Origin of the sequence: Nocardiopsis sp. YSL2 (assembly GCF_030555055.1) — a bacterium.
Taxonomy (GTDB): Bacteria; Actinomycetota; Actinomycetes; order Streptosporangiales; family Streptosporangiaceae; genus Nocardiopsis.
Genome location: NZ_JAMOAO010000001.1, coordinates 5,908,435 through 5,922,575, shown reverse-complemented (window position 1 = coordinate 5,922,575; position 14,141 = coordinate 5,908,435). Strand labels below are relative to the sequence as shown.

Annotated in this window: 11 protein-coding genes; 8 read left to right on the top strand and 3 right to left on the bottom strand. The window is 73.1% G+C overall.

The window, feature by feature from the left end:
• Nucleotides 1–39: 39 nt before the first annotated feature.
• Nucleotides 40–1,005, bottom strand: coding sequence for an ABC transporter substrate-binding protein (locus tag M1P99_RS26215; RefSeq protein WP_304455256.1), 966 nt, complete (start codon nt 1,003–1,005; stop codon nt 40–42).
• Between the two features lie 312 nt (nt 1,006–1,317).
• Between M1P99_RS26215 and M1P99_RS26210 the strand changes: the two genes are divergently transcribed.
• Nucleotides 1,318–2,349 carry a LacI family DNA-binding transcriptional regulator gene (locus M1P99_RS26210; protein WP_304455255.1) on the top strand — a complete coding sequence of 344 codons (1,032 nt, stop codon included), beginning with the start codon at nt 1,318–1,320 and terminating at the stop codon, nt 2,347–2,349.
• Nucleotides 2,350–3,104: 755 nt separating this feature from the next.
• Here M1P99_RS26210 and M1P99_RS26205 read toward each other — a convergent pair.
• Nucleotides 3,105–3,299 carry a hypothetical protein gene (locus M1P99_RS26205; protein WP_304455254.1) on the bottom strand — a complete coding sequence of 65 codons (195 nt, stop codon included), beginning with the start codon at nt 3,297–3,299 and terminating at the stop codon, nt 3,105–3,107.
• A gap of 321 nt (nt 3,300–3,620) precedes the next feature.
• On the opposite strand from M1P99_RS26205, the gene M1P99_RS26200 reads away from it, so the two are divergent.
• From M1P99_RS26200 to M1P99_RS26185, 4 genes are all read left to right on the top strand, one after another.
• Nucleotides 3,621–4,037, top strand: a complete 417-nt coding sequence (locus tag M1P99_RS26200; protein ID WP_304455253.1) for a hypothetical protein — start codon at nt 3,621–3,623, stop codon at nt 4,035–4,037.
• Between the two features lie 92 nt (nt 4,038–4,129).
• Nucleotides 4,130–4,804 (top strand): hypothetical protein, encoded by a 675-nt coding sequence (locus M1P99_RS26195; RefSeq protein ID WP_304455252.1) that lies wholly within the window; start codon nt 4,130–4,132, stop codon nt 4,802–4,804.
• Between the two features lie 107 nt (nt 4,805–4,911).
• Entirely contained in the window at nt 4,912–6,015 is a 1,104-nt protein-coding gene (locus M1P99_RS26190; RefSeq protein ID WP_304455251.1) for an LLM class flavin-dependent oxidoreductase, read from the top strand.
• The gene (locus M1P99_RS26185; protein WP_304455250.1) at nt 6,012–6,632 is read left to right on the top strand and encodes an FMN reductase; all 621 of its coding nucleotides are present in this window, start codon (nt 6,012–6,014) and stop codon (nt 6,630–6,632) included. Before M1P99_RS26190 ends, M1P99_RS26185 begins: the two co-directional genes overlap by 4 nt.
• 52 nt (nt 6,633–6,684) lie before the next feature.
• Here M1P99_RS26185 and M1P99_RS26180 read toward each other — a convergent pair whose 3' ends face one another.
• Nucleotides 6,685–7,374, bottom strand: a complete 690-nt coding sequence (locus M1P99_RS26180) for a triacylglycerol lipase (RefSeq protein WP_304455249.1) — start codon at nt 7,372–7,374, stop codon at nt 6,685–6,687.
• A gap of 115 nt (nt 7,375–7,489) precedes the next feature.
• Here M1P99_RS26180 and M1P99_RS26175 point away from each other — a divergent pair, with 115 nt between their 5' ends.
• The 3 genes from M1P99_RS26175 to M1P99_RS26165 all read left to right on the top strand — a co-directional run bounded on the left by M1P99_RS26175 (nt 7,490) and on the right by M1P99_RS26165 (nt 14,047).
• The gene (locus M1P99_RS26175; RefSeq protein ID WP_304455248.1) at nt 7,490–10,273 is read left to right on the top strand and encodes an AAA family ATPase; all 2,784 of its coding nucleotides are present in this window, start codon (nt 7,490–7,492) and stop codon (nt 10,271–10,273) included.
• Between the two features lie 221 nt (nt 10,274–10,494).
• Entirely contained in the window at nt 10,495–11,160 is a 666-nt protein-coding gene (locus tag M1P99_RS26170; RefSeq protein ID WP_304455247.1) for a maleylpyruvate isomerase N-terminal domain-containing protein, read from the top strand.
• Nucleotides 11,161–11,551: 391 nt separating this feature from the next.
• On the top strand, nt 11,552–14,047 hold the full coding sequence (locus M1P99_RS26165) for a glycoside hydrolase family 48 protein (protein ID WP_304455246.1): 2,496 nt from the start codon (nt 11,552–11,554) through the stop codon (nt 14,045–14,047).
• The last annotated feature ends 94 nt before the right edge of the window (nt 14,048–14,141 follow it).

The window sequence follows — 14,141 nt, the reverse complement described above, 5'->3', positions numbered from 1 at the left end:
AGTGGTGGTGCGGGGTGCCGGCCGGCCCGGTTCCGGTACCTAGTACTGGCGGTCCGGCAGGGCCGCCTCGGCCTCCTCCTGGGTGAAGGTGGTCTCCTCCACCACCACGCGCTCGGGGACCTCCTCGCCCGCCACGACCTGCTCGGCGAGCTCCATCAGCTGGTCGCCGAGCAGGGGGTTGCACTCGACGATGAAGTTGATCTCGCCCGCGGCCAGAGCCTCCATGCCCGCCTCGACGGCGTCCACCGTGATGATCTGGATGTCCTCGCCCGGCTCCATGCCGGCGGCGCGGATCGCCTCGATCGCTCCGAGGCCCATGTCGTCGTTGTGCGCGTAGACCACGTCGATGTCGTCGTGGGAGCGCAGGAAGGCCTCCATGACCTCCTTGCCGCCCGAGCGCGTGAAGTCACCGGTCTGGGTGGCGATGACCTCGATGTCGGAGTTGCCGGCGATGACCTCCTCGAACCCCTCCTTGCGGTCGATGGCGGGCGCGGCGCCCGTGGTGCCCTGCAGCTCCACCACGTTCGTCTGGCCCTCGGCGTTGTCGACCAGCCACTGCCCGGCCTTGCGGCCCTCCTCGACGAAGTCGGAGCCGAGGAAGGTCTCGTACAGGGAGGTGTCCTCGGAGTCGATGGCCCGGTCGGTGAGGATGACGGGGATGTCGGCGCGCTGGGCTTCCAGCAGGACCGCGTCCCACCCGGTCTCCACGACCGGGCTGAAGGCGATGACGTCGACGTCCTGCTGGATGTAGGACCGGATGGCCCGGATCTGGTTCTCCTGCTTCTGCTGGGCGTCGGAGAACTGCAGGTCGATCCCGGCCTCCTCCGCGGCCTGCTGGATGGACTGGGTGTTGGCCGTGCGCCAGCCGCTCTCGGCGCCGACCTGGGCGAAGCCCATGGTGATCGTCCCGTCGTCGGTCTCGTCCGCGCCGCCCGGGCCGCCTGAACCGCAGGCGGTCACCGTCGTGAGAACGAGCGCCGCGGCGACCGTGGTGAACCTTTTCATTGGGGGGAGCCTCCATGTCGACGGTGACCCGTTGGATGTTGGTGGTGATCAGGATCACGTGGCCAATATAGTGAGCGCTAACATTCCGTGGGTCAACCCCTCTGCTCGGCACGATTCGACGACATTGCTCCTGGGCGACGAGCGGCGTATGTTAGCGCCAACGAAGTTTCACGAGCTGACACCGGGGCTGCGGGCCGCCCCGGCCCCGGATCCGTGACGGGCCCGACGCCAAGGCACCGCCGGACCGGTCGCATAGCCTGGTGGCCGCTGACAACCCAGTGGGCGCCGACGCCGACAGTCAAGGAGTCATGGGTGGACCACACGCCTTCGTCCGTCCGGGGCAACCGCGATCCCGCCATGACGGACGTCGCCCGGTTGGCGGGCGTGTCCCACCAGACGGTCTCCCGCGTCCTCAACGAACACCCCAACGTCCGTGAGCAGACCCGGCTGCGTGTGCGCGCCGCCATCGAACAGCTGGGCTACCGGCCCAACCGGGCCGCCCGTGCCCTGGCGACCGGGAGGTCCCAGCTGATCGGGGTGGTGGCCCAGAACTCGACGCTGTTCGGACCCTCCTCGCTGCTGGCCGCGTTCGAGCTGGCCGCGGCGGCACAGGGATTCGTGGTCAGTGTGCGCCGGGTCCGCGTCCTCGACCGCGGCTCCATCGCCGACGCCGTGGAGCACCACCGCGAGCAGCGGGTCGCGGGCATCGTGGTGATAGCGCCGACCGCGGCCGCCGCCGAGGCCCTGAACGAGGTGCCGACCGAGGTCCCCCTGGTCGCGGTGGACGGCGACCCCGAGCGGGACGCCACCCTGGTGACCGTCGACCAGGAGGCCGGTGCCCGACTGGCCACGCGGCACCTGCTGGCCGCCGGCCACCGCACGGTCTGGCACGTGTCCGGCCCCGCGAACTGGTTCGACGCGGCCGGACGCGTGCGCGGCTGGCGCCGGGCGCTGGAGGAGGCGGGCGCCGAGGTGCCGCCCGTCAACGCGGCCGACTGGAGTGCCGTCTCGGGCTACCGGGCGGGTCTGATGCTGGCCCGGATGCCGGAGGTGACCGCGGTGTTCGCCGCCAACGACCACCTGGCGCTGGGGATCCTGCGGGCGCTGTTCGAGCACGGCCGGTCCGTGCCCGGGGACGTGAGCGTGGTCGGGTTCGACGACGTGCCCGAGGCCCCCTTCTTCATCCCGCCGCTCACCACCGTGCGGCCCGACTTCGACAGCGTGGCCGCCGAGGCCCTGAGCGTGCTGCTGTCGGTGATCTCGGGGGAGGTGGCCGGTTCCACGCGTCGGGTGATCACCCCCACCCTCGTCGAGCGCGACAGCGTGGCCGCACCGGCCGGCTGAGCGGGCCCGACGGGCGGGGGAGGAGGGTCCGGGCCGCGCCGGCGTACCGGCGCCGCCCCGGACATGGCTGTGGCCCGCGTCCCCCAACGCGGGCCACAGCGTGCGCGGCCAGTGTGCACGAGGTGCGGTCTGGCCGCTGGGAAGGCGGATGCGGCGACTGAATACGTGTCGGAAACCCCCATTGCCGACACGAGCGCGCGCATCCGCGCATGGATTGTGGAGAGCGTCTCACAGGTACTGGATGGGTGGATGGGGCTTTCGGGAGTCAGTCTGGGGCGCTTTCACCTGTGACAACGCCTCGTCTACATCCAGTGTTCCCGCCAGGCGGAGGGATTTTCGGTTCCTTCGGCAAAGAGCGGGTTCGGATTCGGCCACTGGATCCCTATGCTCATGGTTCCCGTGGATGATGGAGCGCTCCCATGACCGGCCCACTGGCCCTGTGGCGTCCCACCGGGTGGGCGGAACCGGCCCTGGCGCGCGCTTTCGGACGGCCTCAGTGGCGGCCAGTCGATCTTCCGGCCAGTGCCCAACGAGGGTGACGCGGCACGGACCGCTCGGCAGTGGAACCTGCCGCGCGGCGGTGAGGGCTGTGTCACGTGCCTCCGCGTCGACGCGGACTACGCCGGGGGACGCGACCCGGTGCGGCAGTGGGCGGGCACACGAGCCTGGGGCGGTGGGTGCCCGCGCGGGAGTCGGCCGAGCTCAACGCCCGTCCGCGCGGGCCCGTCACGCTGGTGCGGTCGTTCCCGCCCGACTCACCCCGAAGGGATCGTGCCCGGCTGAGGCTCGGGCGCGGTGTCACCGCCGGGGACGAGGGCGAGGTCGGGGTCCGCGGCGGTGAGGGCGGTCATGACGTCGCCGAGGGCGTCGGACAGGACCACGGGCTCGCGTTCGGTCCGGCTGGTGTCGGTGGGGGAGGGGCGCCGTCGGGGATCGAGGGTGGTGGCCATGGGGTGTCGGGCGGGTCCGGTGGGCCGCGCCCTCCTCCTTCTCGTGTGCTCACGTCCGCGGCCGGCCGTAGCGGCTCCCGGTGGCCGCCGCGGTGCCTGCCTTCACAGGCATACCCGGGCGGGGTGACATTCAGTGGATACGGAGGGTGCCTGTGGATGAACGGGCGCGGTCCCGGGCCGGTGCCCACCCGGCCGCGACCACCCGTGCCCTCGACGGCCCGACCCGGTCACGGGTAGGGTCGCTGACCGAGCGCCCGTCACCGCCGCGGCCCTGCCCCGCGGGACGACCACCCGCCCCCGCCCCGAGGAAGTCCACTGCCCGTGTTGTCCACCGCCGGCCGGATCGCGTCAGCCCTGTGGCTGGTCGCGCTGCTCGGCACGCTCATGGCGGTGGCCCTCTCCCACGGCGCGGAGGGCGCCTCGACCCACGTCGCGCACGCCCCGACACCGCACCACCACGCGCACAGCGGTGACCACGGGTCCGCGCACGCCGCCGAGGACGGGGACGAAGCCGCCGCGGCCTGTGCCGCCTCCGCCGAGCACGCCCACGCGGGCTGCGAGAGCGTGCAGGCGGCCCCGTTCCAGTTGCTGGTCCTGCTCGCCCCGATCCCCCCGTGGTGGCGGGGTCGGCGGCCGAGTGCGGCCGGGGCGCGCCCGGACCGGCTCGGCCCGGGCGGGGGCCCACGACGACGGCGCTGTCCACAACTGGTCTCCGAGTTGTCGGTGATGCGGGTCTAGAGGCCCCTCGCGCGCTGTGCCGTACCGGTCGGTCGGCGCGTTCGGCCTGCCCTCTTTCCCTCCCGCGTCACCAGCACCACAGGAGTACCCTCATGCGTCGTCGTCGGCGTCAGTCCCCCGGCAGTTCCCTCGCCCGCTTCACCAGCGCCGCGGCCTCGGCCGGGGCCGCCCAGATCCATCTCGTCATGGCCCCCGACCACTGGGGCGAGTGGTGGGTGTCCGGCCTGTTCTTCGTGGTCACCGGGATCGCGCAGACGGTGTGGGCGGTCCTTGCGGTCTGGCCGGGCGGGCCCGCCCTGATGCTGGCCGGTGCGGCGCTCAACCTGGGGTCGGTCGGGACATGGGCGCTCAGCCGGGTGTGGGGTCTTCCGTTCGGACCGCATGCCTGGCTGCCCGAGCCGGCCGGGACGACCGACCTGGTCGCCGTCGGCCTGGAGGCGGTCGTCGTGGCCGGCGCCCTCTGGGCCCTCGCGCGGCGCGGAGCGGAGCGGGATCCGCGCACGGCGGGGGTCGCCTGGGCCGTCAGCGCCGCGCTCGCGGTGGCCCTGTCCACCGCCGTCGCGGTCAACGGCGCCGACGAGCACGCGCATGCCACCGACGCGCACGCCACCGGCGCGGGCGGTGCCGAGGACCAGGGGGAGCACGGTGAGGAGCCGATGGACGGCTCCGGCGCGCAACCGGGCGGCGCCGCCGAGGATCCCCCGTCGACCTCCGATCCCGAGGGCGGGCAGGGGCACGTCGACGACGGGCACGACCACGAGCACTGAGGGACGGACACGCCCGCCCGCGCGGGGAATACCTGCGCGGGCCGGATCGTTCGAGGTGATAGTTTAATCGGAAACTACTTCTTTGGAAGTTAACCTGGAGGGCGGCCATGCAGTTCGGAATCTTCTCGGTGAGCGACGTCACCACCGACCCCACCACCGGACGCGCGCCGACCGAGGCCGAGCGCGTCAAGGCCATGGTCACCATCGCGCTCAAGGCCGAGGAGGTCGGCCTCGACGTCTTCGCCACCGGCGAGCACCACAACCCGCCCTTCGTGGCGTCCTCCCCGACCACCATGCTCGGCTACATCGCCGCGCGGACGAAGAACCTCATCCTGTCCACGTCGACCACGCTGATCACCACGAACGACCCGGTGAAGATCGCCGAGGACTTCGCGATGCTCCAGCACCTGGCGGACGGCCGGGTGGACCTGATGATGGGCCGGGGCAACACCGGGCCCGTCTATCCGTGGTTCGGCCAGGACATCCGCCAGGGCATCCCGCTGGCCCTGGAGAACTACAACCTCCTGCACCGGCTGTGGCGCGAGGACGTCGTGGACTGGGAGGGCAAGTTCCGCACGCCGCTGCAGGGCTTCACCTCCACCCCGCGGCCGCTGGACGACGTCCCGCCGTTCGTCTGGCACGGCTCCATCCGCAGCCCGGAGATCGCGGAGCAGGCCGCCTACTACGGTGACGGCTTCTTCCACAACAACATCTTCTGGCCCGCGACCCACACCAAGAAGCTGATCTCGCTCTACCGGCGCCGCTTCGAGCACTACGGCCACGGCAAGGCCGACCAGGCGATCGTCGGGCTGGGCGGACAGGTGTTCATGCGCAAGAACTCCCAGGACGCGGTGAGGGAGTTCCGGCCCTACTTCGACAACGCACCCGTCTACGGCGGCGGCCCCTCCCTGGAGGAGTTCACCCGCGAGACCCCGCTGACCGTGGGCAGCCCGCAGGAGGTCATCGACCGCACCCTGGGCTTCCGCGACTCCTTCGGCCACTACCAGCGCCAGCTCTTCCTGATGGACCACGCCGGACTGCCGCTCAAGACCGTCCTGGAACAGCTGGACCTGCTGGGCGAGGAGGTCGTACCCGTCCTGCGCAAGGAGTTCGCCGCGGGCCGGCCCGCCCACGTCCCCGACGCACCCACCCACGCATCGCTCCTGGCCGCCAAGCCGGGGGCGGAGGAGAACACGGAGGCCCAGGCATGACCACGCGCACACTCGTCACCGTCACCGCGGGGCTGAGCACGCCCTCCTCCACACGCCTGCTCGCCGACCGGCTGACGAGCGCGGCCGAGAGGGAGCTGCGGGAGCGGGGTGGGGACGTCCGGACCCGGGTCGTGGAACTGCGCGACCTCGCCCACGACATCATGAACGCGATGGTGACCGGTGTACCGACCGGCGATCTGCGCTCCGTTCTCGACGACGTCGCGCGGGCCGACGGCGTCATCGCGGTCACCCCGGTCTTCAACGCCTCCTACAGCGGCCTGTTCAAGTCCTTCTTCGACGTGGTCGACACCGAGGCCATGGACGGCAAGCCCGTCCTGGCAGCGGCGACCGGTGGCAGCCCCCGCCACTCGCTCGTGCTGGAGCACGCCCTGCGGCCGATGTTCTCCTACACGCGGTCGGTGGTCGTGCCGACCGCCGTCTACGCGGCTTCGGAGGACTGGGGTGCGGGCGACAGCGGCGGGCGCGAGCTGAGCGAGCGCATCGACCGCGCGGCACGCCAGCTCGCGGCACTGGCCGTGGAGCACGTGCCGGACCGAGCCGACCCCTACGAAGAGCCGACGGCCTTCAGCGACCTGATGTCGGGCCTGGGGGTCTGAACCGGCGGAGCCGGGCCCGGCGGCGCCGCCGGGCCCGGCTCCGGTCCCGCCGTCAGCCGACCGCGGCGGGGGCGCCCACGGTGCTCCGCACACCGTCGATGACGCTGGAGCTCCACATCATGGAGATGTGCTCCAGGCACCCGGTGCGGATGTTGTCCGCCCCGTCCAGCGACGTGCTGTCGTACGGCGAGATGACCAGGTCGCAGGGCGAGCGGAAGGTCGTGTAGTCCACCCGCCCGGGGGTGGGGTCGCCGCGGTTGAGCTCGGTCAGGAAGCCCGACCCGTGCCGCATCTCCGCGCACGGGGTGATGAGCGACGTGCACAGGTGGGCGAGGTCCGTGCCGTTGTTGGGACCGCCGATCGAGATCCACTGGTCGACCGTCTGGTCGCCGCCCAGGAACTTGATGTACCACCGCGTGGACAGCCCGCCCATGGAGTGGGAGACCAGGTGGACCCGGTCGGCCCCGTGCTGGTCGCGGACGTCGTCGGTGTAGGCGGACAGACGGTCGGCGATGGTCCGGTTCGAGCGCAGCCAGTCATAGGAGAACACGTGCAGCCGGTCGGCGGGGTAGCCCGACTTGACCAGGCTCGCCCGCATGGTCGACCACTGTTCGCCCTTGCCGGCGAATCCGTGGACGAAGATGATCGGCGTGGGCTCGGCCGCGGCGGCCGGTACGGCCGAGGCCAGGGACAGCGACGCGGCGAGCGCGAGCCCGCACAGGAGCGCGAACGAACGTTTCATGGTGACTCCGGAAGGGGTGGGGGAGACTCGAGTGTGTGCTCCCGCTCACAGAGAGCGCATCGGCTGAACCGCCGGTCCCTTTACAGCTCTTTAACTCGCGGGTAACTTCTTTTCCGTGACCCGCGTGCCCCCGCTTACACGCGTCGCCCCCCTGTACGGGCGTGACCAGGAAATCGCCGCCACCCGCCACCTGCTGCGGGCCGCCCGCTCCGGCCGGAGCCGGATCCTGCTGGTCCGCGGCGCACCCGGCTCGGGCAGGTCCGCGCTGCTCGCCCACGCCCGCGCACAGGCCCCCGACTTCACCGTGCTGGCCGCGCACGCCGCGGCCGAGGAGCGCCACCTGGCCTTCGCCGGCCTGCACCAGCTCCTGCGCCCCGCGATGCCGTACCTGCCGCGCCTGCCGACGGCCCAACGCGAGGCCCTCCACCGGTCCCTGGAGTGCGGCCACACGGACCGGCCCTTCCTGCTGTCGGTGGCGGTCCTGGGACTGATCACCGAGATCGCCGCGGAGCACCCCGTGCTCATCTGCGCGGACGACGTCCACCTGATGGACGCGCCCTCCCGGGAGGTGCTCGCCTTCGCCGGGCGGCGGCTCGCCGACGAGGGCGTGGCCGCCCTCCTGTCCGCCGAGGCCGGAACCCACGAGGCACCCGGCGGCATCCCCGTCCTGGACCTGGAACCCCTGGACCGGGAGAGCACCGGGCACCTCCTCGACGCGGCCGCGGCGCACAGCCCCCTGGCCGACACCGCCAGAGCCGAGCTCGCGACCCTCGCCCAGGGCAATCCGCGGGCCGCACTCGAACTCCTGGCCGCCGCAGGCCCCGACGAGCGCTCCGGAGCCGCCGACCTGGGCCGCCCACCCCGCTCTCGCGGCGACCTGACCGACACCTACACCGGCCGGGCCCGCCGACTGCCCGCGTCCGTCCGCCACCGGCTCCTGCTGTTGGCGGCCGACCCCGCGACCTCCGGCCCCGCCCCGGCCGCACGGTCCGGGTCCCCGCAGGAGGACGACCCGGTCCCGTGGTGGGAGCCGGCCGAACACGCCGGGCTGGTCCGCCAGGACGGCGGACGCACCGCGCTGGCCCACCCACTGGTCGGCCCCGCCCTCTACCACGGCCTGCCCGCCGCCGAACGGCACGCCGCCCACCTCGCCCTCGCCCGGCGAGCCCCGGCCGACACCGCCTGGCACCGGGCCGCCGCACGCACCGCCCCGGACGAGCCCACCGCCGCGGACCTGCGCCTGAGCGCACTGGAGCGGATGGGGCAGCGCGGGCACGCCCCCGCCTCGGTGCTGTTCGAACGCGCCGCCGACCTGACACCCGCCGCCGCCACCCGCGCCATGCGCCTGGCCGAGTCGGCCCGCGCGGCCTGGCTGTCCGGCAACCACCCCCGCACCCTGCGCCTCCTGGAACGGGTCGGCGACGAGCTACCCGCCCTGGGCGGCGCGGCGGGTCCCGTGCGCGAACACGTCGAACTCGTACGCGCCGACATGGAACTGCGCTCGGGCGTGGCCATCGCCGCCTTCCAACGCCTGCGGACCTTTGCCGACCGCCTGCCCCGCCGCGACAGCGCCCTGGCGCTGCGCGCCCTCCACCAGGCGGGGGAGGCCTGCTGTCTGTCCGGCGACCACACCCGCTACTTCGCCACCGCCGAGCGGGCACTCTCCCTCCACGGGAGCGGCCACCGGTCCCAGGACCGCCTCATCCTCGACTACATGTCGGGCAAGGCCGACCTCTTCCAGGGCCGCCACACCGAGGGCGTGGCCGCCCTGCGCCGCGTGATGGCGGAGGCCGACGGCACCGACGACCCCCAACACCTCCTCCTGGGCGGCATCGCCGGACTCCTGTGCGGCGACAACCTGAGCGCGGGCGCCCTCGCCGGCCGGGCGGCCGACCAGGCGCGGCGTACCGGGGCCGCCTCCCTCGTCCCCCGGGCCCTGGAGTTCCGCACCTACGCCGAGCTCTGGCTGGGCCGCCTCTCCCTCGCCGAGGCCGGCGCCACCGAGGGGCTGCGGCTGGCCCAGGCCACCGGGCAGGACAACTGCGCCGGCCACCACCGCGCCGGGCTCGCCCTGCTGGCCGCGATCCACGGCGAGGCGGACGCCTGCCGGGACCAGGCGGGCGCGGCCCTGGCCCTGGCCGACTCCCACGACCTCGGTCTGCCCGCGGGGCTGGCCTCCTGGGCGCTGGCCCTGCTGGACCTGGGCCTGGGCCGGGTGGACGAAGCCGCCGCGCGCCTGGTCTCCCTGCGCCGGGCCGGCCCGGGCCGCGGCCACACGGCCGTACACCTGTTGAGCACCCCGCACCTGGTCGAGTCGACCATGCGCGGCGCCGCGACCGCACCCGGCCCCGACCGTGCCGAGGCCGTGCGCTCGGCCGTCACCACCTTCGAGCGCTGGGCCGAGGCCACCGGTGAGGCCTCCGCCCGCGCCCTGGCGCTGCGCTGCCGGGCCCTGCTCGGCTCGGGGCGGGAGAGCACGCGACTCTTCGGCCGGGCGGTCGAGCTGCACGCGTCGGGCTACTGCGACCTCGAACTGGCACGGACCCAGCTGCTGTTCGGCTCCCACCTGCGGCGCGAACGCCACCCGGCCGGGGCCCGCGAGCACCTGACCGCGGCCCTGGAGTCCTTCGAGCTCCTGGGCGCCCGTCCGTGGGCCGACCAGGCGCGAGCGGAACTGCGCGCCACGCGCGGCAGGCCCGCCCAGAGTGAGCGCGACCCCGTCAGGGAGCTGAGCCCCCAACAGCTGCAGATCGCCCGCCACGTCGCCACGGGATCCACCAACCGGGAGGTGGCGGCGCTGCTGTTCCTGAGCCCGCGCACGGTCGACCACCACCTGCGCAACATCTACGCCAAACTCGGTATCCGGTCCCGGGTGGATCTCGCCCGGCTCATCGACTGAGCACGTACCGCCGTGACCGCGGCATCCCCCCGCGCATCCCCACCCAACGAGGTTCCCGCGCCCGAGAAGACGCTCAAGGACAAAGTGCTGTGCTACGTCGTGCGCGCGGGCCGGTTGCTAGTGTTCCGGCACAGCGCGCTGGTGGGCCGCCTGTACGACTGCCCCCCCCGACCGCTCGGCCCGGCCCCCGGAGCCCGAACGGCGTTCGGTAGCGTGGCGGCATGGACTCAGCGAGTGTGTACACCCGTTGCCAGGCCCGCCTGCTCGACCTGGCCGCAGAGCTGACGGCCGAGCGGCTCGCCACCCCCGTGCCCGCCCTGCCGGACTGGACGGTCCTGCAGACCTACGCCCATCTGGCGGGCGTGTGCGCCGACGTGGCCGCCGGCCAGGTGCCGCCCGCCGACGACGCCGCAACGGCCCGCCAGGTCGCCGAACGCGCCGATGCCGACCTGGGCGCCGTGTGCGCGGAATGGCGCCGTGAGACCCCCGCCCTGCTGGAGGTCTTCGCGCGCGAGACCCGCGCGCGCTACCGGCTGCCCGTCCTGGACGTGTGGCACCACGAGAACGACGTCCGCGGCGCGCTGGGCCTGGGCGCGCAGACGCGGGACGCCGATCGGCTCGCGCACTTCGTCCTGGGCGGGCTGGCCCGCGGCTGGGACCCGGGCCTGCCGGGGGTGCGCGTCGTCGCCGTCGACACCGGTCAGGAATGGCGCTTGGGCGAGCGCGACGACCTGGAGTGGCGGGCCGAGGCCTTCGAGCTCGCGCGCGCCGCGACCGGCCGCCGCAGCCTGCGGCAGATCGCCGCCATGGACTGGAGCGGCGATCCGAGCGCCGTCGCGCACCGGCTGCCGACACTGCCCGCGCCCGAGGCGGACCTGTCCGTGTGAGGTGGCTGGTGGCGGCCGACGGCGGCCGCCACCAGCCACGTCGCCCCCACACCCGCGCGCGGCGCCCGCGCGGCCGTGCGCGAGGTGTGAGACCGGCGCGCAATCCTTCTCGTTACACCCATTGCAGCGGCTTTACTACGGTGTTAACTTTTCGGCACTGCTGGGAGCGCTCCCGTGGCGGGAGCGCTCCCAGGTCGAACCGGGACAGCGCCGACCCGGTTCGGACGGTCCCACATTCCCCACCCCCCGCACTCCCCGAACCCCCCCACCCCCCAAGGTCTCGGCCCCACTGCCCACGCCGAGGCGCCCTCCGCCCCGGCCGCGTCGCGGCCGGGGCCCGCGCCCCGCTCCGCGGCATCCGGGAACGAGCACCACCCGAGGAGGATGCGCAGTGACCACGCACGTATCCCGGCCCCGCCGCAGACGGCGGTGGCCCCTCCCAGCGGCCCTGGGCACCGCCCTCACGGCGGCCCTGCTGACCACCGTGTCCGTCCAGGCCGAACCCGCCCCCACCGCGGACTACGAGTACACACCGGTCGCCGAGAGGGTCCAGCGTGAGAATCCCGAGCTGACGCAGTACGAGTCGGCCTTCCTGGAGCAGTACGACACCATCAAGGACCCCGCCAGCGGCTACTTCCGCGAGTTCGACGGGCTCCTCGTCCCCTACCACTCGGTGGAGAAGCTGATCGTGGAGGCGCCCGACACCGGGCACGCCACGACCTCGGAGGCCTACAGCTACTACCTCTGGCTGGAGGCCACCTACGGCCGCGTCTCCGGTGACTGGCAGCCCTTCAACGACGCCTGGGCGTCGATGGAGGCCTTCATCATCCCCTCCACCGCCGACCAGCCCACCAACGGCTCCTACGACCCCTCCACCCCGGCCTCCTACATCCCCGAGTCGCTCTCGCCCGACGACTACCCGATGCCGACCACCCCCGGGGTGCAGCCCGGCCGGGACCCCCTCGCCGACGAGCTGAGCAGCACCTACGGCACCGACGAGGTCTACGGGATGCACTGGCTGCTGGACGTGGACAACATCTACGGCTACGGCTTCTGCGGTGACGGCAGCGACGACGCCCCCGCCTACATCAACACCTTCCAGCGCGGCTCCAACGAGTCCGTGTGGGAGGCCGTCCCCCACCCCTCCTGCGAGACCTTCGAGCACGGCGGGGAGAACGGGTTCCTCGACCTGTTCGTGGAGGACCAGGCCTACTCCGAGCAGTGGCGCTACACCAACGCGCCCGACGCCGACGCCCGGGCCGTTCAGGTCGCCTACCTCGCGCACGAGTGGGCCGGCGAGCAGGGCAACGCCTCCGCCATCGCCGACAGCGTCTCCGACGCGGCGAAGATGGGCGACTACCTGCGGTACGCGATGTTCGACAAGTACTTCAAGCAGATCGGCGACTGCGTCGACGCCGCGTCCTGCCCGCCCGGATCGGGCAAGGAGTCGGCGCACTACCTCATGGCCTGGTACTACTCCTGGGGCGGCGCGCTGGAGAGCGCCGAGTACCCCTGGGCCTGGCGGATCGGCGGCTCGGCCGCCCACCAGGGCTACCAGAACGTGATGGCCGCCTACGCGCTCTCGGAGGTCGACGCCCTGCGCCCGGAGTCGGCGACCGGTGCCGAGGACTGGGGCATCAGCCTCGACCGGCAGTTGGAGTTCCTGCAGTGGCTGCAGTCCTCCGACGGCGGTATCGCCGGCGGCGCGACCAACAGCTGGGAGGGCGACTACTCCGAGCCGCCCGCGGGCACCCCCACCTTCTACGGCATGTTCTACGACGAGAAGCCCGTGTGGCACGACCCGCCGTCCAACCAGTGGTTCGGCTTCCAGGTCTGGGACATCGAGCGCGTGGCCGAGTACCACCGCATCACCGGGGACGAGCGCGCAGGCGACATCCTCGACGCGTGGGTGCCCTGGGCGATAGAGAACACCACGGTCGGCCCCGACGGCGAGTTCGCCGTCCCGGCCGAGATGGAGTGGAGCGGCGCCCCCGACGACTGGAACGGCACGCCCACCGGCAACCCGGACCTGAACGTGGAGGTCGTCTCGCACAACCAGGACGTCGGTATCGCCGCCGGCCTGGCCAAGACCCTCATGCACTACGCGGACGCCACCGGCGACGAGGCGTCGCTGGAGACCGCCGAGGGCCTGCTGGACGCGCTGCTGGCGCACCAGGACGACCTGGGCGTGGCCGTGCCGGAGGTGCGGGCCGACTACGAGCGGTTCGACGACGCCTTCGACGCGCCGAACGGCGGACTCTACGTGCCCGAGGGCTGGTCCGGGCAGATGCCCAACGGCGACGTGGTCGACTCCGACTCCACCTTCGCCTCCATCCGCTCCTTCGTCGAGGACGACCCCGACTGGCCCCGGGTCCAGGAGTACCTGGACGGCGGCCCGGCTCCGGAGTTCACCTACCACCGGTTCTGGGCCCAGGTCGACGTGGCCACGGCCCTGGCCACGCACGGTGAGCTGTTCGGCGGCTCCGACCCGGATCCCGACCCCAGCCCGAGCCCCAGTCCGAGCCCGGACCCGAGCCCCAGTCCGAGCCCGGACCCCGAGCCGACCGGTTCCTGCGAGGTCGCCTATGACGTCACCTCCGAGTGGAACCAGGGCGCGACCGTGAACGTCACCGTGCGCAACACCGGCGACGCCGACGCCGAGGACTGGGCCCTGACCTGGGCTCGCCCCCCGGGCGAGGAGATCACCGGGGCCTGGAACGCGGAGATCGACCAGTCGGGCGGCACGGTCACCGCCACACCCGTCGGTTGGAACAGCACCATCGCCGCCGGGGGCCAGACCTCCTTCGGCTTCCAACTGACCCACACGGGCCAGGCCGACGTGCCCGAGGCGTTCGCGCTGGACGGCGAGGCCTGCGCCACCGGCTGATCCGCGATCCCGCGGACCGCCCCTCCGGGGCCGGACGCCGACCCCCACCCGGCGTCCGGCCCCACCCCCCACGGACCACGACGACCCCGAGGAT